The organism is Pannus brasiliensis CCIBt3594 (assembly GCF_036688125.1).
Lineage (GTDB): Bacteria > Cyanobacteriota > Cyanobacteriia > Cyanobacteriales > Microcystaceae > Pannus > Pannus brasiliensis.
Window position 1 is genome coordinate 29,423 of the sequence record NZ_JBAFSM010000013.1, and the last position, 17,008, is coordinate 46,430.

General features: G+C 50.5%; 18 protein-coding genes. 10 read left to right on the plus strand and 8 right to left on the minus strand.

Annotation, left to right across the window (positions count from 1 at the left end; all coding sequences use genetic code 11):
* Positions 1-2: 2 nt before the first annotated feature.
* Entirely contained in the window at positions 3-1,271 is a 1,269-nt protein-coding gene (rodA, locus tag V0288_RS08470) for a rod shape-determining protein RodA (RefSeq protein ID WP_422661934.1), read from the plus strand.
* 161 nt (positions 1,272-1,432) lie between these two features.
* Here rodA and V0288_RS08475 read toward each other — a convergent pair whose 3' ends face one another.
* The 5 genes from V0288_RS08475 to V0288_RS08495 form a co-directional block, all read right to left on the minus strand.
* The gene (locus V0288_RS08475) at positions 1,433-2,572 is read right to left on the minus strand and encodes an amino acid ABC transporter permease (RefSeq protein WP_332864645.1); all 1,140 of its coding nucleotides are present in this window, start codon (positions 2,570-2,572) and stop codon (positions 1,433-1,435) included.
* An 8-nt stretch (positions 2,573-2,580) separates the two neighbouring features.
* On the minus strand, positions 2,581-2,925 hold the full coding sequence (locus V0288_RS08480; protein ID WP_332864646.1) for a YkgJ family cysteine cluster protein: 345 nt from the start codon (positions 2,923-2,925) through the stop codon (positions 2,581-2,583).
* A gap of 60 nt (positions 2,926-2,985) precedes the next feature.
* A complete protein-coding gene (serA, locus tag V0288_RS08485) occupies positions 2,986-4,563 on the minus strand; it encodes a phosphoglycerate dehydrogenase (protein WP_332864647.1) in 1,578 nt (525 codons plus the stop codon).
* Between the two features lie 181 nt (positions 4,564-4,744).
* Complete coding sequence (locus V0288_RS08490) at positions 4,745-5,083, minus strand: XisI protein (RefSeq protein WP_332864648.1); 339 nt, start codon at positions 5,081-5,083, stop codon at positions 4,745-4,747.
* Entirely contained in the window at positions 5,068-5,232 is a 165-nt protein-coding gene (locus tag V0288_RS08495) for an element excision factor XisH family protein (protein ID WP_332864725.1), read from the minus strand. The genes V0288_RS08490 and V0288_RS08495 overlap by 16 nt, the downstream gene beginning before the upstream one ends.
* 142 nt (positions 5,233-5,374) lie before the next feature.
* Here V0288_RS08495 and V0288_RS08500 point away from each other — a divergent pair, with 142 nt between their 5' ends.
* The 3 genes from V0288_RS08500 to V0288_RS08510 are packed head-to-tail and all read left to right on the plus strand — an operon-like array spanning position 5,375 to position 8,315.
* On the plus strand, positions 5,375-6,445 hold the full coding sequence (locus tag V0288_RS08500) for a DUF262 domain-containing protein (RefSeq protein WP_332864649.1): 1,071 nt from the start codon (positions 5,375-5,377) through the stop codon (positions 6,443-6,445).
* A 2-nt stretch (positions 6,446-6,447) separates the two neighbouring features.
* A complete protein-coding gene (locus V0288_RS08505) occupies positions 6,448-7,179 on the plus strand; it encodes an MAE_28990/MAE_18760 family HEPN-like nuclease (RefSeq protein WP_332864650.1) in 732 nt (243 codons plus the stop codon).
* 11 nt (positions 7,180-7,190) lie between these two features.
* Complete coding sequence (locus tag V0288_RS08510; RefSeq protein WP_332864651.1) at positions 7,191-8,315, plus strand: DNA cytosine methyltransferase; 1,125 nt, start codon at positions 7,191-7,193, stop codon at positions 8,313-8,315.
* A 149-nt stretch (positions 8,316-8,464) separates the two neighbouring features.
* Here the strand turns inward: V0288_RS08510 and V0288_RS08515 are convergent, their stop codons facing one another.
* Positions 8,465-9,082, minus strand: a complete 618-nt coding sequence (locus tag V0288_RS08515) for a 7-carboxy-7-deazaguanine synthase QueE (RefSeq protein WP_332864652.1) — start codon at positions 9,080-9,082, stop codon at positions 8,465-8,467.
* 22 nt (positions 9,083-9,104) lie between these two features.
* On the opposite strand from V0288_RS08515, the gene V0288_RS08520 reads away from it, so the two are divergent.
* From V0288_RS08520 to V0288_RS08530, 3 genes are all read left to right on the plus strand, one after another.
* The gene (locus tag V0288_RS08520; protein ID WP_332864653.1) at positions 9,105-9,623 is read left to right on the plus strand and encodes a Ycf51 family protein; all 519 of its coding nucleotides are present in this window, start codon (positions 9,105-9,107) and stop codon (positions 9,621-9,623) included.
* 16 nt (positions 9,624-9,639) lie between these two features.
* Positions 9,640-10,767, plus strand: coding sequence for an iron-containing alcohol dehydrogenase family protein (locus tag V0288_RS08525; RefSeq protein ID WP_332864654.1), 1,128 nt, complete (start codon positions 9,640-9,642; stop codon positions 10,765-10,767).
* A gap of 141 nt (positions 10,768-10,908) precedes the next feature.
* A complete protein-coding gene (locus V0288_RS08530; RefSeq protein ID WP_332864655.1) occupies positions 10,909-11,229 on the plus strand; it encodes a DUF4164 domain-containing protein in 321 nt (106 codons plus the stop codon).
* A gap of 167 nt (positions 11,230-11,396) precedes the next feature.
* On the opposite strand, the gene V0288_RS08535 is transcribed toward V0288_RS08530, so the two are convergent.
* Positions 11,397-12,587 (minus strand): glycosyltransferase family 4 protein, encoded by a 1,191-nt coding sequence (locus tag V0288_RS08535; RefSeq protein ID WP_332864656.1) that lies wholly within the window; start codon positions 12,585-12,587, stop codon positions 11,397-11,399.
* 23 nt (positions 12,588-12,610) lie between these two features.
* Positions 12,611-13,201 (minus strand): ribosomal protein S18-alanine N-acetyltransferase, encoded by a 591-nt coding sequence (gene rimI / locus V0288_RS08540; RefSeq protein WP_332864657.1) that lies wholly within the window; start codon positions 13,199-13,201, stop codon positions 12,611-12,613.
* A gap of 292 nt (positions 13,202-13,493) precedes the next feature.
* Between rimI and V0288_RS08545 the strand changes: the two genes are divergently transcribed.
* The 3 genes from V0288_RS08545 (at position 13,494) to V0288_RS08555 (ending at position 16,960) form a co-directional block, all read left to right on the plus strand.
* Positions 13,494-14,927 carry a circularly permuted type 2 ATP-grasp protein gene (locus V0288_RS08545; RefSeq protein WP_332864658.1) on the plus strand — a complete coding sequence of 478 codons (1,434 nt, stop codon included), beginning with the start codon at positions 13,494-13,496 and terminating at the stop codon, positions 14,925-14,927.
* 173 nt (positions 14,928-15,100) lie between these two features.
* Positions 15,101-16,090, plus strand: a complete 990-nt coding sequence (locus V0288_RS08550; RefSeq protein WP_332864659.1) for an alpha-E domain-containing protein — start codon at positions 15,101-15,103, stop codon at positions 16,088-16,090.
* Between the two features lie 3 nt (positions 16,091-16,093).
* Positions 16,094-16,960, plus strand: coding sequence for a transglutaminase family protein (locus tag V0288_RS08555; RefSeq protein ID WP_332864660.1), 867 nt, complete (start codon positions 16,094-16,096; stop codon positions 16,958-16,960).
* Positions 16,961-17,008: the final 48 nt, after the last annotated feature.

Consider the following 17,008-nt stretch of genomic DNA (forward strand, 5'->3'; position numbering starts at 1 on the left):
CGATGCGAGTGAGAGTGAGAAGACGATCGAGGATCGAGAATCCTCTATCTTGGGCGATCGATCGATTACCCCCCATCGACTGGACATTGTTCGTCGCGGTGGTGGGGTTGACGTTTTTCGGGGGATTGATGATCCGTAGCGCCGAACTTCACACGGGAGCGATCGATTGGTGGCAACATTGGGTATTCGGGGCGATCGGCACGGCGATCGCGGTATTTCTTTCCTTTTGTCGCTACGAGAAACTTCTACGCTGGCACTGGCTCACCTACGCGCTCACCAATCTATCCCTACTGGCCGTGATCGCGATCGGGGTAACGGCGAACGGGGCGCAAAGTTGGATTAATATCGGCAGTTTCAACGTACAGCCGTCGGAATTCGCCAAAATGGGCGTGATTATTACCATTGCCGCTTTATTACACCAGTATCCCGCCGATAATCTCCTCTCGATCGCCCGAGTTCTCGCGGTGACGGCGGTTCCCTGGCTATTGATCATGGCGCAACCGGATCTAGGAACCGGACTGGTATTCGGGGCGATCACGTTGGGAATGCTCTACTGGGCGAACGCGAAACTCGGCTGGATCGTTCTCATGCTCTCGCCGTTAGTTTCGGCGTTTTTATTTAATCTTCTATTTCCCGGCTGGATCGTCTGGATGGTAATAATAGTCGCTATCGCCCTTTACACGTTACCCTGGCGATTTTTCGCGACGGCGATCGCGGTCGCGGTGAACGTCGCGGCCGGGAAACTCGGTTCGATATTGTGGGGTTTACTGAAGGAATATCAGAAAGAGCGATTAACGCTTTTCCTCAACCCGGAAAAGAACCCGTTAGGGGGAGGATATCAATTAATTCAATCGCGGATCGCCATCGGTTCCGGGGAATTAACCGGACGGGGATTACATCAAGGCACGCAAACCCAGTTAAATTTTATTCCCGAACAGCACACCGATTTTATCTTCTCGGTGGTGGGGGAAGAACTCGGTTTCGTGGGCAGTATTTTGGTGCTACTAACGTTTTTCGTGATCTGTTGGCGTTTGCTGGTGATCGCCACGAGCGCGCGGGAAAATTTCGGTTCTCTCCTGGCGATCGGGGTTCTGACGATGATCGCGTTCCAGGCGATTATTAATATCAGTATGACGGTGGGACTCGCGCCGATCACCGGGATTCCGTTACCGTGGATGAGTTACGGTCGATCGTCTCTGTTAACCAATTTTATCGCCCTCGGTTTAGTGGAAGCGGTCGCTTATTTCCGTCCGAAAAAGCGATCGTATTAAGCGCGGGTTTAACCGACAGTAGATCTCTCGCGATACTCGATCCTTTCGATCGACCGCAAGAAAATTAAGATTTAACGTAGGGGCGCGAGGCTTGCGCCCCTTAAAATATTAGGGTCATTTAAACAAACTTAACATAACCTATACAACTGGCTATCGCGGTTTTATCGCTCCGGTATCTTTACCCGTTGATTGACCCGATTCATGATTAACGAGACGATGAGATTGAACGATAAATATGTCGCCATCACCACGATTAACATTTCCACGGATTTACCCGTTTGGTTGGCGATCGTGCTGGAAACCGCGTAGATATCGGTATAACCGATCGCTATCGCCAAACTGGAATTTTTCGCCAGATTTAAACACTCGTTCGTCAGCGGGGGAATCATCACCCGTAACGCTTGCGGGAAAACAATTAAACGCGTGATCGTCCCCGGTTGTAAACCGATCGCTCTCGCCGCCTCCCACTGTCCCTTACTCACCGATTGAATTCCCGCGCGCACCGTTTCCGCGATAAAAGCCGCCGTATACACGGTTAACCCGATTAATAAGGTCGAGAATTCCGAGGAAAGATGTAAGCCCGAATCGATACTTTGCTCGATAGAATCGAATCGCGGGACTCGCCACTGTAGCCCGAAAACTAGGGCGATTATCGCGATAGAAACGGGGATGAAAACAAGTTTTTCCGAGGTTCGATCGCTCTCTCTCCTCCAGAGAAACCAAGCGGCAACTAGGCTGATAATAATGATGATTAAAGATAACCAAGTCTGTAAACTATTGGCGGGAAACGGTAGATAGATTCCCGCGTTACTGATGAAAATACTTGCCCCGATTTGTAAGGGATCGTCAATTTTCGGTAGTTGTAGGAAAACGGCGAAATACCAAAAAAATAACTGTAAAAGTAGGGGAGTATTGCGGATTGTTTCCACGTAAACGGTCGCTAACTGACGCACTAACCAATTATCCGACAATCGCCCCAATCCGATCGCCACCCCGAGAGCGATCGATAGGATAATTCCAGAGATCATCACCCGTAAAGAATTCAACAATCCCACGAAAACGGCGCGGATATAGGGATCGCTCGGACTGAAAGGAATCGGGGAATCGCCGATCGAGAACGAAGCGGAGCGATCGAACAGAAACCCGAACCCGAAACTCAACCGCAACCGTCGAAAATTCAAAACCAGATTCCGACCGAAATAGAAAAGAATCGAGAAAACGATCAGGAAAATAATCGCTTGAAGAAAAATTTTCCGAAAGCGATCGTCATACCACAAAGAAATTTTCTCCCGTCGCGTCATACCACCGCTTACCCTACCTCTTGTAAATAACGATTCATTTCCTCGCTATCTTCCCCGTAGAGATCTTCGATATGTTGATGACAGCAATCGATCGCGAATTCATCGAATTCTGTCGGTTCAATTTGATACATTCTCTCGAAAATATCCGGTTTCACGCGACAGAAAATCGGGCGATTCTCGTAAATCGTGCAGAGACGGGTCTGATGGTCGAAGTGAATACACCATCCCCCCTCGCCCACCATGCTCAAATACTGCTGTAATTCCGCTTCGGTGAGATAGTCTTCTAGGTCGCGCTCGTCGGGGTTCAGTTGACAACACGCGCCACAGCCGGTGATACATCGCCAATTCGGCATAATTCAAACTCTCGGTAAGGTCGGGCGATCGATGCCCAACCTTACTATCCTAGCCCGAAACTAGAGTTTCACCGTGTACGCGTCGCGGATACCGGACACCTTGGTGATCTCCGAGAGCAATCCTTCCGGGAGAGGATCGTCGAGACTCAGGGCCATCACCGCGTCACCGCGAATAATTTTCCGTCCTACCTGCATACTGGCGATATTGACGTTAAAACTGCCCAATAACGCGCCAATTTTACCGATAATGCCCGGCATATCTTGGTGGAGAGTGAACAGCATATAATTACTCGGCGGGACGTTGATCGGGAAGTCGTCGAGGTCGGTAATCCGGATCTCTCCCGTACTCAACAGCGCGCCCGTGACGGAATGCTCGCCCATCGAACCGCGGGCCTCTAGATGGATCGATCCCGAATAGTCGCGGGTGGACGCGTCGCGGGTTTCGATCACCCGGATGCCGCGTTCTTTAGCCTCGATCGCCGCGTTGACATAGTTTACGCGTTCCCGGAGAGCCTGGGAAAGTAAACCCTTGATCGCCGCGATCACGAGGGGCTGACTATCTTTGGCCGCCAATTCTCCTTGTAAACGGACGTTTAACCAATCGATACGACCTCCCGCCAACTGTCCGACGAGATTGCCCATCGTTTCCGCCAACTGGAGATAGGGGCGCAGTTTTTCCATGACATCGGGAGTCAGTCCGGGAATATTGACCGCGGAACGCGCCGGGAGACCGAGTAACACGTCACGGATCTGTTCGGCCACATCGATCGCCACGTTCACCTGCGCCTCGGCGGTAGAGGCTCCTAAATGGGGCGTGAGGATCACGTTCGAGAGTTCCCGCAGTCGGGATTCGCCGAGGGGTTCCTGCTCGAACACGTCCAGCGCCGCGCCCGCGATCTTGCCGGATTCGATCGCCTCGATTAAAGCGTGTTCGTCGATAATTCCCCCACGGGAACAGTTGATGATCCGGACGGTCGGTTTCATCCGGCTCATCGATTCTTTATTAATCAGATGGGTGGTTTCTTTCGTTTTGGGAACGTGTAGGGTGATGTAATCGGACTCGGCGAATAGTAAATCGAGATCGACGAGGGTACAACCCAGTTGATCGGCGCGTTCGGCGGAAATAAACGGATCGTAGGCGAGAATCTTCATTCCCAAGGCTCTAGCCACGGTCGCGACGTGGGAACCGATTTTCCCCAAACCGACCACTCCGAGCGTTTTTTTGTAAACTTCCGCCCCGATGAAGCGGTTCCGCTCCCATTTATTCGCCTTGACCGATTGATTCGCGTCGGGAATGTGACGGGAGAGGGAGAGCATCATCGCGAGAGCGTGTTCGGCGGCGGCGATGGTGTTGCCTTCCGGGGAGTTGACGACGATGATTCCCTGACGGGTGGCCGCGGGAACATCGATGTTATCCACGCCCACCCCGGCGCGACCGATAATCTGTAATTTGGTTCCCGCCTCGATAATTTCTTTGGTGACGCGGGTACTGGAGCGGAGCATCAGCGCGTCGTATTCGGGGATGATCTTAACGAGTTCTTCGGCGGGGAGTCCCGTTTTCACGTCCACTTGGGCGACTTGCGAGAGAATCTCCACTCCTACCTGATCGATCGAATCGGATACCAGAACTTTGGCCATAATCTTTTAACGTACTTTGTTCAGTCTACTGTCACTACTCGACCTGCCACGGGGTCTAGGCGCGATAGACCATTTTAAAGGGAAACGACGCGCCGAACGAACAAATCGCTCGAAAGATTTTAGGTTATCGGATCGATCGCCCCGTCCCGTCCCCCGCGGTTCGATCGCCGTTCCCCCGTTGTTAGGCCACGGCGAAACCCGTATACGGCCGTACTTTGGGGTGACGGAAACCGAGAACGATGTCTTCTTTAGGAATGCCCGCTTCGAGTAAATCGCCGGCCACTCCTTCCTCGGTGTCGTCGCACTGAATCCAAACCCGATCGCCGATGAGACTGATATGGATCGGCGTGGCGTGAAGGTAACTGTCCTTCTGCCAGCCTATATCTAAAATCAAGTATTCCCCTCGATCGTCATCGAAAGCGACCCGCGAGGTGTAGTCGTCGGGTGGCGTATTCCGATAATCGGCGTGATCTCGGAGTACATTTTTAATAATCTCTCGGTACTTTACTCGGGTATCCATCGCTCGATCGCCTCCCTTTCCTCATCGAAGACCATGAGTTTGATAATTTGATTATTCAGTAAAATTTGTCCCAATTCTATGGTAAACACGTTGCTGTAGGTTAGCTCGGAAACGGCGAGGTATAATTCTCGATCTCCAAGTGATCCGATCTAGAGCGATCGGGCTAATTGCAGGTTATTTTTAAGTGTATTGGTAAAAAGAGCGACATCCAAGGTATATAATAGGAGCTATATTCTCGAATAACGAGAATATATTGGGGAAATAAGGTAGATTACGAGGTAGAACTGGCCAATGAGTGACGAAGAACAATCTAGGTTTACTGAAGAACAGGTTTCGGCGGCAGAAGAACAGATTGTCGAGCAGTCCAAAAGAATCGAGTTCTATTTAACTGAATTTAGCGTTGAACTTTTAGCGTCAAAAATGGAAAACGGAGATTTTGAAGTCCCACTGTATCAGCGTGATGACACTTGGGAAGACAGTCGAAAATCCCGATTTATTGAATCACTTTTAATGGGGCTTCCGATTCCTTTTCTATTTTTTTGGGAGAATCCAAATACGGGTAAGCTTGAAATAGTAGATGGATCACAAAGATTAAGAACCATTCAACAATTTATCCTCGGCGATAGGGTGATCGGTGAACTAGAAGAGCTATCAAGAGTTTCTGGTTTTCGATTTAAAGATCTTCCAGAATCTCGACAAAGAAAGATTAAGAATCGCTCGATTCGAGGAATTGTACTTAACGAACACGCTGATGAACAATCGCGCTTTGAACTTTTCGATAGAATTAATACAGGAAGTAAAATTGCCAACACGGCCGAAGTTCGCCGAGGCATTTTGAACGGAGCTTTTCAAGATCTTGTTATCTCGCTCTCTAATGAGGAATTTTTCAAAGCTCTTGCACCAGTTACTAAAAAACAAGACAAGGAACGAGAAAGGGAAGAGCTTGTTACACGTTTTTTTGCCTATGGAGATGGACTAGATGATTATAAAGATAGAGTATCTGCATTTCTTTTTGATTACACAAAAAAAATGAACTTAGAGTTCAAAAATAATCTTAATCTTGAAAATGTTTACCGACAGAAATTCATAAATACAATGGAATTTGTCTCTAAAAATTTTCCGTGTGGATTCCGTAAAACTGCAAAAGGTAACGTGACTCCACGAGCGAGATTTGAAGCGATTGCGATTGGGAGCTATAGAGCCATTCAAGAACGGCCGCAGTTAATCAATCAAGTAAAGGAAGTAAGAGACTGGTTAGGTAGTAAAGAATTTGTAGCTGTCACTGGTGCGGACGGTGCTAATGTCAAGAAAAGATTAAATGCTCGTATCGATTTTGTTCGGAATAAATTACTGGAGGATTAGAAATGGATGATTTTAGAAATGCCTTTGAAGAAAGGCTACAAGAAATTGAGGTTTATCTTGATCTGCTAGACTCTCTAGAAAGAGAGGTTCAAGGCGGTTCTCCAAGACTTGGACAAAATGGTACTATCATTACCATGCAACAACAAAAAATTCTTTATTCTTGTGTTTATTTACAACTGTATAATCTAGTAGAATCAACAGTAACACGTTGCTTAGATGCGGTTTCAACTACCATCGTTTATCACCGTCATCAACCCAAAGATTTATCGAATAGCTTTCGCGGTGAGTGGGTAAGATTTATTGCCCGTACCCACACCGATCTCACTCCTGACAACCGCCTTCAATACGCTTTAGAGCTTTGCGATCATTTAGTAGATGCTCGTCCGATAACACCAAGTTTTAAGATAGAGAAAGGTGGAGGTGGCAATTGGGCTGATGAAGAAATTTACGATTTAATATGTAGACGCTTATGCTTACCCTGGAGGGTGGATAGTGACGTTCAAAGTGCTATTAAACGCCCTTTTCGAGATGGTAAAGGTGCGCTCGCATCGATCAAAAACATTCGTAACGAGTTAGCACATGGGAGCCGATCATTTTCAGAATGTGGCGAGAATGTTACTGTTAGCGATCTTCGTCATCTTACCCGATGGACTGCCGATTATCTTAGGGCGATTGTAGATTGTTTCAAAACCTCTATAGATAATCGAGAGTATCTACTACCAGATCGGCGGTAGGAGCGTAAATCATGAATAAAAATTCGCATAAAAACGCATTAAAGGTAAACCAAACACTTGATTCAAGTGATGAGAGCAAAATCATTAGCTGTATTGATTTGTTTTGTGGTGTTGGCGGCCTTACACATGGTTTAATTCGAGGAGGGATTAAGGTTGTTGCCGGTGTTGATATTGATTCCCAATGTTGTTTTCCTTACGAGACTAACAATAATAGCCTATTTATAGAACGGGATATTCGAGAACTTTCGGGTAATGAGATTAATAATCTATTTGGATATAGTCAAACTCGGCTTTTGGCGGGATGTGCGCCCTGTCAACCTTTTTCGACCTATACGCGTAAAAATCGAAAAAAATCCCCTAGATTTCAAGATGAAAAATGGGATTTAGTTTCGGATTTTGGTAGGCTGATACATGATACCAAACCAGAGTTGATAACAATGGAGAATGTACCACAACTCGTCGATGAGATCGTTTTTGAAAAATTTATACAAGGAATCAAAAAAGACGGTTATCATACTTGGTGGAAAGTTGTGGATTGCTCCGGGTATGGAGTGCCACAAACTCGAAAAAGACTTGTCTTGTTGGCATCTAAATTGGGAGAGATAGAGTTATTACCTCCCGATCAACATCATGTAACTGTACGTGAAGCGATCTATGATCTACCCCCTTTAGTGGCTGGAGGTACCGATCCTAATGACAAGCTACACACTTCTAGCTCTTTGAGCGATCTTAATCTTCGCCGAATTAAAGCTTCAAAGCCAGGGAGAACATGGCGGGATTGGGACGAAGACTTAATCGCTCCTTGCCATCGAAAAAATTCGGGACAGACTTATCCTAGTGTTTATGGTCGTATGGAGTGGGATACACTAGCTCCCACGATTACAACTCAGTGTTTTGGATATGGAAACGGTCGTTTCGGTCATCCCGAACAAGATCGAGCTATCTCTTTAAGAGAGGCCGCTATTTTACAGACTTTTCCCCGTGATTATCGCTTCCTATCACCTAATGAGACTGTTCGTTTTAATAGACTCGGCCGCCTTATTGGAAATGCCGTACCCGTTCGCATGGGAGAGGTGATTGCGAAAAGCTTGATCATCCATGTAAATGCTCGCGCTCGACTCTACAATAAGGCGTAAACGAGTAACCGAACCGAATTCTTATCAAGAAGTTCCAGAGAAATAAACTATTTCTCTAGATAGACTTTCAGCCCGATTTCCAACGATAGCAGGAAGTAACTGGAGGTTAACAGGGTTGTGATCTCGATCGAAGTATTGATTCTGTCAATCTACCGAACCCCTAAAAACTTATGGGTCTGTAAACTGACGCGCCACCGCGGATTTTTCAGAACGTAGTCGAACACTAATCTCTGACTTTCCGGGGTATTCCATTCCGGTTGTAGATATCGCGCCGCGGTAGAAGGCACTCGCGATCCCTGTTCCTCCGCGTAGCGTAAATCGCTTTCGTCCGCGACCACGATCTTGATCTCGTTCGCTCGATCGTAAATACTCGGATGGGGCGCTTTATACACTTTCGGCGAGAAAGTCACCCAATCGAAAGACCCACTAAACGGCCGCGTTCCCGACGTTTCTAAATGCACCCGTAAACCCCTTTCCCGTAACTCGCGCGTCAGGGGGTCGAGATCGTGTAAAAGCGGTTCCCCTCCCGTGATGACCACGATCGCCGGATTCGCGTTTCTCGCGCGATCGGCTAGATCGGCCACGGACTCGCGGGGGTGAAGCCTGGCATTCCAGGACTCTTTCTGATCGCACCAGGGACAACCCACGTCGCACCCCCCCAACCGGATGAAAAACGCGCTCGTTCCCGTCCACCAGCCCTCGCCCTGGACGGAATGGAAAGTTTCGACAACCGGATAGGTACAATGGGTTATGCTAACCGTTTTCATAAGACTCTGTATTATAGAAAGTATGGAACTTCCCCTAGATTTCGCCACCTACGCTAAATGGTCGGGTATCGCCACGATCGCCTGTTTCGTCCTCACGATCGTCGCTTTTATCGCGGGTTGGGGCTTCCGTTTCCGCCTGGTCGGGGTCACTAGCTTCATGGGGGTTCTCACGGCAGGGATTTTCGGCCTCGGTCTCGGGTTGTTCACTCCTACCGAAGTGGAGGGCGCGGTCAAATATTCCCTTGTCTATGATAACGGTGCCAATCAAGCCGTGATCTCCCTTCCCGCCACCGTTACCCCGAGCGAAGTAGAAGCGACGCTGAAACAGGCCAGTAAGAATCTATTTTCCTACGGTCGGGTCGGTGTCGGGGGAGACGATCGCTTTACCGTCCGCGCGCGAACCCTGATTCACCCGGAACCCGGCCTCTCGGCTCCCCTCTATTTGGGAGAAATTAAGCGATCGCTGAAAACTCGCGGCGAAGATAGCGACGAAATCCAAATTTTCTCGAAAAATTTCGCTAAACTACCCCGTACTTCCTAAACCATTGCCCGAAAAAATGTCCAACACCCTCGCCGTCTTACCCCTGCTCGTTTCGCCGTCGCGCGTGATCCGGGGGGAAAACGCCCTCCGAGAATCCGCCGATAGCCTGAGTTCCCTGGGAAAACGTCCCCTCGTGGTCGGCGGCGATCGCTCGATCGAGGTGATCCGGCCCCATCTCGCCTCGATCGCCAAAAAACACAAACTCGCGCCCGACTACCGAACCTACTCCCCCGATTGCTCGGAAAACTCCCTATCACAATTACGGGAATCTGTCAAGAATCATTCGGCGGATTTTATTATCGGGGTCGGCGGCGGGAAAGCGCTGGACACGGCCAAATTACTCGCGCGTCAATGCGGGTTATCGATCGCCACCGTTCCTACTTCCGGGGCGACCTGCGCCGCTTGGACGGCCCTTTCTAACATTTACTCCGACGCGGGCGCGTTTCTCTACGATGTCGGTCTTTCCCGCTGTCCGGATCTCCTGATCCTCGACTACGGACTGATCCGCACCGCGCCGACCCGGACATTAGTGGCGGGAATCGGCGACGCGCTCGCGAAATGGTACGAGGCATCGGTCAGTAGCGGTCATTCTACCGCCACCCTGACGATCGCCGCGGTACAGCAAGCGCGGGTATTACGCGATCTCCTCTTCCAAAAATCGGCCGGAGCGATCGAAAATATCGGTGGTGAGGATTGGCGGGAAGTGGTGGACGCGACGGTATTATTAGCCGGGGTCATCGGGGGATTGGGCGGCGCGAACTGTCGTACCGTGGCCGCCCACGCCATCCACAACGGTTTAACCCATATTCCCGCGTCCCACCACGCGTTACACGGCGAAAAAGTGGCTTACGGGATTCTCGTCCAGTTACGACTGGAAGAAATCGTTCAGGGAAATCAATTAGCGGCTTCCGCGCGACAACAGTTGATCCAGTTTTACGATTCGATCGCTCTACCGAAAACGTTAGAAGATCTAGGCTTAAAAGAGGTTTCCCTCGCCGAATTACGGCAGGCGGCCGAAATCACCTGCGGGCCCGATTCCGACATTCACCGTTTACCCTTCGCGGTTTCTCCCGAACAGGTAATAGCGGCGATGGTTTCCACCACCGTTTCGGTCGCGCTTTCCCCGAAAGTAAAAGCCGAGTGAGCGATCGGGAGGCGGGCAGGGTTCTCAATCTGTCGGTGTCGGCGATCGACTCCATAATAATCGACTCCATAATAAAGGTATTCCCCCGATCGACCGGCATTGACGGGGGAAGGAATTCAAACCTAATCGGAGTTTATCAAAATGTCCGGAGAAACCGTTACCTATTCCCTAGAAGCCGTCCTGACGAGGATCGAGGGAAAGATCGACTCGTTCGAGAAGCGGGTAGATGAGAGATTTGACAAGGTAGACGAGAAATTCGAGCGATTAGACGAGCGGTTAACCAAACTGGAAATCGGGCAGGCCGATCTCAAAGGGGACATTAAAGCGTTAGACGAGAAAATCAACGGATTGACCGCGCGGATCGCCAATCAGGAATTCACGAACCGGGGAATTCTGATCGCGCTGGTAGTCGCTCTCACCGGTGGAGCGGCTAAGGCTTTCGGGTTCATCGGTAATCCCTAGAATCATCCCGTAGCCGTGTCCACGGGTCATCCTCTCCCGTAAATATTTCGATAAGGTGTATTTTTTCCCGGATGAGCGACCGCGTTGTACCGGTTAATCGAAAACCGGGTGGTAAAATCGAGCGATGGATCGCCCGTTAGAAATTTTTCCGACGACCGGGATTCACATCACGACCATTCCACCAGTTCGCGTTGTTGGACGACTAAACCGTATACTCCCGCGGTCTGTCGCGCCAATCTCGCCCAATTAAAGCGTCGATCGAGATCTTCGTAGGCATTATCGATCAACCACCGCGCGTAGCCCGGATTTTTCAACACTTCTAAAATGCCCCACGCGAGAGAATCGGGATTATTGACGCGGGTGACGATACCCGTTACCGTGTGTCGGACGACTTCCGGGAAACCGCAGGTATCGGAAACCACCACCGGAACCCGCGCGGCGAAGCTTTCTAGGGCGACGATGCCGAAAGGTTCGTAAAGACTGGGAAAAACAGCGCAATCGGCCACCGTTTGGAAGCGATCGAGATCTTCGTCGGACATGAACCCGGTAAAGTAGCATTTATGCCAGATTCCCAGATCCCACGCCTGTTGTCTCAATTTATCGGTATTCCCGCCGCCGATAATCACGAATTTGGTATTCCCGCCGGTTTCCGCCAACACGCGAGGCGCCGCGTTCAGTAACACCGCGACCCCTTTCTCAAACGTCATGCGACCGACATAATAGACGATTTTCTCGTGATCCCCCGCGAAACGGCGACGGAAAGCGACGTAATCGAAATCCGGATCGCGTTGTTTTTTCTCCGCGCGGATACCGTTATACACCACGTCGATTTTATCCCACGGCGCGCCGAGCGCCCGATGTACCTCGTGACGCATATACCCGGTACAGACGATGACGCGCCAGGCGTTATAGACGAGAATTCCCTCTTTACTGGCGATATAGCGCTGGGTATCGGTGTGTAGCCCGTTGTAGCGTCCGTATTCGGTGGCGTGGATGGTGGCGATGAGGGGGATTTTAAATAAATGTTTCAGGGCGATCGCCGCGTCTCCCACCAGCCAATCGTGAGCGTGGATAATATCGAAAGCCCCGTATTCGGCCATCAGTTTGCCACCGTGTTGCCCCATGCTGTTGTTCATGTTGACAACCCAGTGAAAGAAATCATTACCGGGGGGGACGGGAACGCGATGGACGTGAACCCCTTCCACGATCTCGTAATTCGGTGCCTGACCGAACTCGATCGTCATTAAATGCACTTCATGGCCTAATTTAACGATTTCCGGGTATAATTCCGCGACATGACGGGCGATTCCCCCGACTAATCGCGGCGGGTATTCCCAGGCTAGTACCAAAATCCTCATCTTTCCCCATCCTCACCAGGACATCAGCGACAACGCGTGGTCGTGGTATTGATTCTATCTTGAGTTTCTCCGTCGAATCGCCACCCCCGCCGATCGATTGTACCCGCGATCTCCTCCCGCCATCGATCGAGTTGTTCCGCGAAATCCGGTTTCTGTAAATCCCCCCGCCACAGGATCAGCGCGTCTTCCCCGGTTTGCGGGTAGTAATTCTTGCGTCGTCCCGCGACTTGAAACCCGAATCGATCGTACAGGGCGATCGCCACCTGATTCGAGACTCTTACCTCTAGCGTAGCCCGTTCCAGCCGTCTTCGTACAGCCTCCTCTAGAAGTCGGAACAGAAGCAGTTTTCCCAATCCTCTCCCCTGATAGTCGGGATGGATCGCGATAATGGTAATATGCGCTTCCTCTAGAATCGCCCAAAAACAACCACAGCCGATAATACTTTCCGGGTTGTCCGACAGCGAGAGGACGAGTAAATAACTGTTAGGGCTATCGAGTTCCCGTCGATAGCCCTCTAACGACCAGATACCACCGAGACAGGTTCGATCGAGGGCGACGATCGCTTCCAGGTGTTCCGCGTTCGGTTGTTGGAGATAGAGTTTCTGTAGAGACATAGAATAATTGTACCCCGCGCGGAGACGGTCGCCAGTCGGTGAGGGCGGTTCGGAAAATTTTTCGAGACAACTTCCCGGATGGTGTTACGGTATTTTTCATCGAGGTCGAAAATTCCGGATTCGGGTTAGAAATTAGCGATCGAGTTTTCGAGAAATTCCAAGAAATCTGTTCCCCCGCCCGCGAATCCGTATAAATTCCTAAATTTCAATTAAATTGTAGCCTGAAATACAATTTTTCCCACCCGCGTGGCCGGACACTAGAATATAGGTTACGGTACGAACCGAGGTTAGCGTGCAACTAGATACCTACGATCCCGAAAGCTTTTACGACGAACTATTTCAGGCGAAAGGCACTCCCCGCGATTACGCCGCGCCTTTAATCGATTGGTTGCAACATCTACCCCCCCACGAACTCCAACAACATCGAGAGACCGCCCAGGCCGCCCTCTTCAATCTCGGTGTCACCTTCAACGTCTACAGCGACAATCAGGGAGTCGAGAAAATTTTCCCCTTCGACGTGATCCCCCGCATCGTGTCGGCGGAAGATTGGGAATACCTAGAAAAAGGCTTAAAACAGCGCATTAAAGCTTTAAACCTCTTTCTCGGCGATATTTACGGCGATAAGCTGATCGTCAAAGATGGCATTATCCCGATCGAACTAATCAATTCGGCAAAAGGTTTCCTCGAACCCTGTATCGGCCTCAAGCCTGTCGGGGGTATCTGGTGTCACATTACGGGAACCGATCTCGTCCGGGATAAAGATGGACAGTGGTACGTTCTCGAAGATAATTTACGGGTTCCCTCCGGAATTTCCTACGTCCTCGAAAATCGTCGGGTGATGAAAAGCACCTTCCCGGAAATTTTCCAGACGATGAACGTCAGACCGGTCGATGATTATCCCTCCCATCTCCTCGAAACTCTCCTCAATCTCGCCCCTCCTCAATTACCGAATCCGACCGTAGTTGTATTAACCCCCGGAATGTATAATTCCGCGTATTTCGAGCATTCTTTCCTCGCGCAACAGATGGGGGTGGAATTGGTCGAGGGACGGGATCTCGTGGTGGTAGACGGCTATTTACAGATGAAAACCACCAAGGGACTGCGACGGGTGGATGTAGTGTATCGTCGCGTGGATGATGACTTTATCGATCCCCTCGTTTTCCGTCCCGATTCTTTGTTAGGGGTTCCCGGTTTATTGAAAGTGTTCCGAGAAGGACGCGTCGCGTTAGCTAATGCCCCCGGAACCGGAGTCGCTGACGATAAAGTAATTTACGCGTTCGTCCCCGATATGATCCGCTATTATCTGGGAGAGGAACCGATTTTAAATAACGTTCCCACCTATCTCTGTTGGCGGGAAAAAGATCTCGAATACGTGTTAGCAAATCTCGATAGGTTGGTGGTGAAATCGGCCAACGAGTCGGGAGGTTACGGGATGCTGGTAGGCTCTCAATCGACGGTCGCGGAACGGGAAGAGTTCGCGGCCCGAATTATCGCCAATCCCCGCGATTACATCGCCCAACCGGTGTTAAGTCTCTCCCGCGTACCGACCTTAATCGACGATGAAATCGAGGGTCGTCACGTCGATTTACGTCCCTATATTCTCCACCGAGGCGATGAAATCTACGTCCATCCCGGTGGCTTAACCCGCGTCGCCTTGAAAAAAGGTTCTCTCGTCGTCAATTCCAGTCAGGGAGGGGGAAGTAAGGATACTTGGGTGTTGACTTAAGATAGGAGGGAGGTGAGGGAAAAGGTAAAAGGGTAAAGGGTAAAGGTGAAAAAATTAAGAAAGCTCTTTTTCCTTTTCCTCTTCCCCTTTTACTTGAAAAAATTCCCCATTTCCCCATCCCTCTATCTCCCTATCTCCCCATTCCCTCATTCAATTTATTCACCGAAATTATCATGCTAAGTCGGGTCGCTGATTCTATTTATTGGTTAAATCGCTATATCGAACGGGCGGAAAATGTGGCCCGCTTCGTGGATGTGAATTTGAATCTCATGCTCGATGTTCCCACGAGTGTCGTGCAACAGTGGGAACCGTTGGTGTTAACGACCGGGGATTTACAACAGTTTCGAGAACGCTACGGTGCGGCGACCGCCGAAAATGTGATTCGATTCTTGACATTTGATACGGAATATGTTAACTCGATCATCTCCTGTGTGCGGTGGGCGCGGGAAAACGCTCGATCGATCCGGGAGGTGATTTCCTCGGAAATGTGGGAGGAAGTAAACGGTTTTTACCGGCTGGTGAACGAGGCTTCCGAAAACTCGTCCCATATCGCGTTACCGGAGTTTTTCACGCGGGTGAAACTGGCCAGCCACCGGTTCGCGGGGGTGATGGACGCGACGATGACCCATAACGAGGGCTGGCATTTCGGGATTATGGGTCGTTTACAGGAACGAGCCGATAAAACCGCCCGAATCCTCGATGTGAAATACTATTATCTCCTTCCGTCGGCGCAATGGGTGGGAACTTCTCTCGATCAGATTCAATGGATCGCCCTGCTGAAATCGGTCAGCGCCTACGAGATGTATCGCAAGTGTCAGCGCCGGATCACTCCGGGGAACGTGGCGGAGTTTTTGATTCTCAATCGAGAATTCCCTCGATCGATCCATTTCTGTCTGCGGGAGTTGGAACACTGTCTCCATCAGGTGACGGGAACCCCCCTCGGGACGTGGAGTAATTCCGCGGAGAGAACGTTAGGCCGTCTGTGCGCGGAGATGGGTTATCTGACGATCGAGGATGTTATCGAGATCGGTTTACACGAGTTTCTCGATCGAGTCCAACGACGCGTCAACGAGGTCGGGGTAAAAATCTCGGATACTTTCTTCGTTTTCAATCCCACCCCCACCCCGACCAATCAGTTAGTCAGTTCCCAATTCATGGCTTAATTCGTGCGCTATTCTATCCATCACGAGACCGTTTATACCTACAATCAACCGGTAATTCTCGCGCCGCATCTCCTGCGTTTACGGCCCCGATCGAACGGTTGGCAGACGGTAGAACGTTTTACCCTGAAAGTAACCCCGAACCCGTCGGGAACGAGCGAGATAATCGATCTCGACGGGAATTCGAGTATTCAGATCTGGTTCGGACAGGCGATCGAAACCCTGAAAATCGAGACGGAAAGCCGAGTAGAAACGCGCGTCGATAACCCTTTTTACTACCTTCTCGAACCCTGGGCGACGCGTTTACCCTTCGATTATCCCGGTTCCCTACAACTGCAATTACAGCCCTATCTCCAGCCGTTCGGGACGCTGGGCGATCCGGCGGTTAGCGAACTGGCGAGGGATCTTCTCCACGAAACGGAAAATAACCCGATTTCCTTCCTTTCTGCCCTTACTAGCCGGATTTATGAGGATTGCGAATACACCGTCCGGCCGGAGGGGGAACCCTGGACACCGGGCATCACCTGGACGAAACGGCAGGGATCTTGTCGGGATTTCGTGGTGTTGTTCATGGATGTGTGTCGCGCGGTGGGATTGGCGACGCGGTTCGTCAGCGGCTACCAGGAGGGCGATCCGGAGGGGGGAGAGAGGGATCTACACGCGTGGGTAGAGGTGTATCTACCCGGAGGGGGTTGGCGCGGTTACGATCCGACGCACGGGTTAGCGGTGAGCGATCGCCATATCGCCCTCGTGTCGAGTCCGATCCCGTCCTACTGCGCGCCGGTGACGGGAACGGCGAAACCGGTGAAAACAACGGATTTACGGCTGGATTCACAACTGGAAGCGCGGATAGCGATCGAACCCTTGCCTTAGTAGGAGGCAGGAGTCAGAAGTCAGGAGTCAGGAGTCAGGAGAAATAAT

Bases quoted from the DNA above. Each gene is read 5' to 3' on its own strand.
- rodA (WP_422661934.1), top strand. From the start codon at position 3: ATGCGAGTGAGAGTGAGAAGACGATCGAGGATCGAGAATCCTCTATCT.
- V0288_RS08490 (WP_332864648.1), bottom strand. From the start codon at position 5,083: ATGGATACCCGAGTAAAGTACCGAGAGATTATTAAAAATGTACTCCGA.
- V0288_RS08515 (WP_332864652.1), bottom strand. From the start codon at position 9,082: ATGAAAACGGTTAGCATAACCCATTGTACCTATCCGGTTGTCGAAACT.
- V0288_RS08550 (WP_332864659.1), top strand. From the start codon at position 15,101: ATGCTAAGTCGGGTCGCTGATTCTATTTATTGGTTAAATCGCTATATC.
- V0288_RS08525 (WP_332864654.1), top strand. From the start codon at position 9,640: ATGTCCAACACCCTCGCCGTCTTACCCCTGCTCGTTTCGCCGTCGCGC.
- V0288_RS08480 (WP_332864646.1), bottom strand. From the start codon at position 2,925: ATGCCGAATTGGCGATGTATCACCGGCTGTGGCGCGTGTTGTCAACTG.
- V0288_RS08520 (WP_332864653.1), top strand. From the start codon at position 9,105: ATGGAACTTCCCCTAGATTTCGCCACCTACGCTAAATGGTCGGGTATC.
- V0288_RS08510 (WP_332864651.1), top strand. From the start codon at position 7,191: ATGAATAAAAATTCGCATAAAAACGCATTAAAGGTAAACCAAACACTT.
- rimI (WP_332864657.1), bottom strand. From the start codon at position 13,201: ATGTCTCTACAGAAACTCTATCTCCAACAACCGAACGCGGAACACCTG.
- serA (WP_332864647.1), bottom strand. From the start codon at position 4,563: ATGGCCAAAGTTCTGGTATCCGATTCGATCGATCAGGTAGGAGTGGAG.
- V0288_RS08535 (WP_332864656.1), bottom strand. From the start codon at position 12,587: ATGAGGATTTTGGTACTAGCCTGGGAATACCCGCCGCGATTAGTCGGG.
- V0288_RS08475 (WP_332864645.1), bottom strand. From the start codon at position 2,572: ATGACGCGACGGGAGAAAATTTCTTTGTGGTATGACGATCGCTTTCGG.
- V0288_RS08505 (WP_332864650.1), top strand. From the start codon at position 6,448: ATGGATGATTTTAGAAATGCCTTTGAAGAAAGGCTACAAGAAATTGAG.
- V0288_RS08500 (WP_332864649.1), top strand. From the start codon at position 5,375: ATGAGTGACGAAGAACAATCTAGGTTTACTGAAGAACAGGTTTCGGCG.
- V0288_RS08530 (WP_332864655.1), top strand. From the start codon at position 10,909: ATGTCCGGAGAAACCGTTACCTATTCCCTAGAAGCCGTCCTGACGAGG.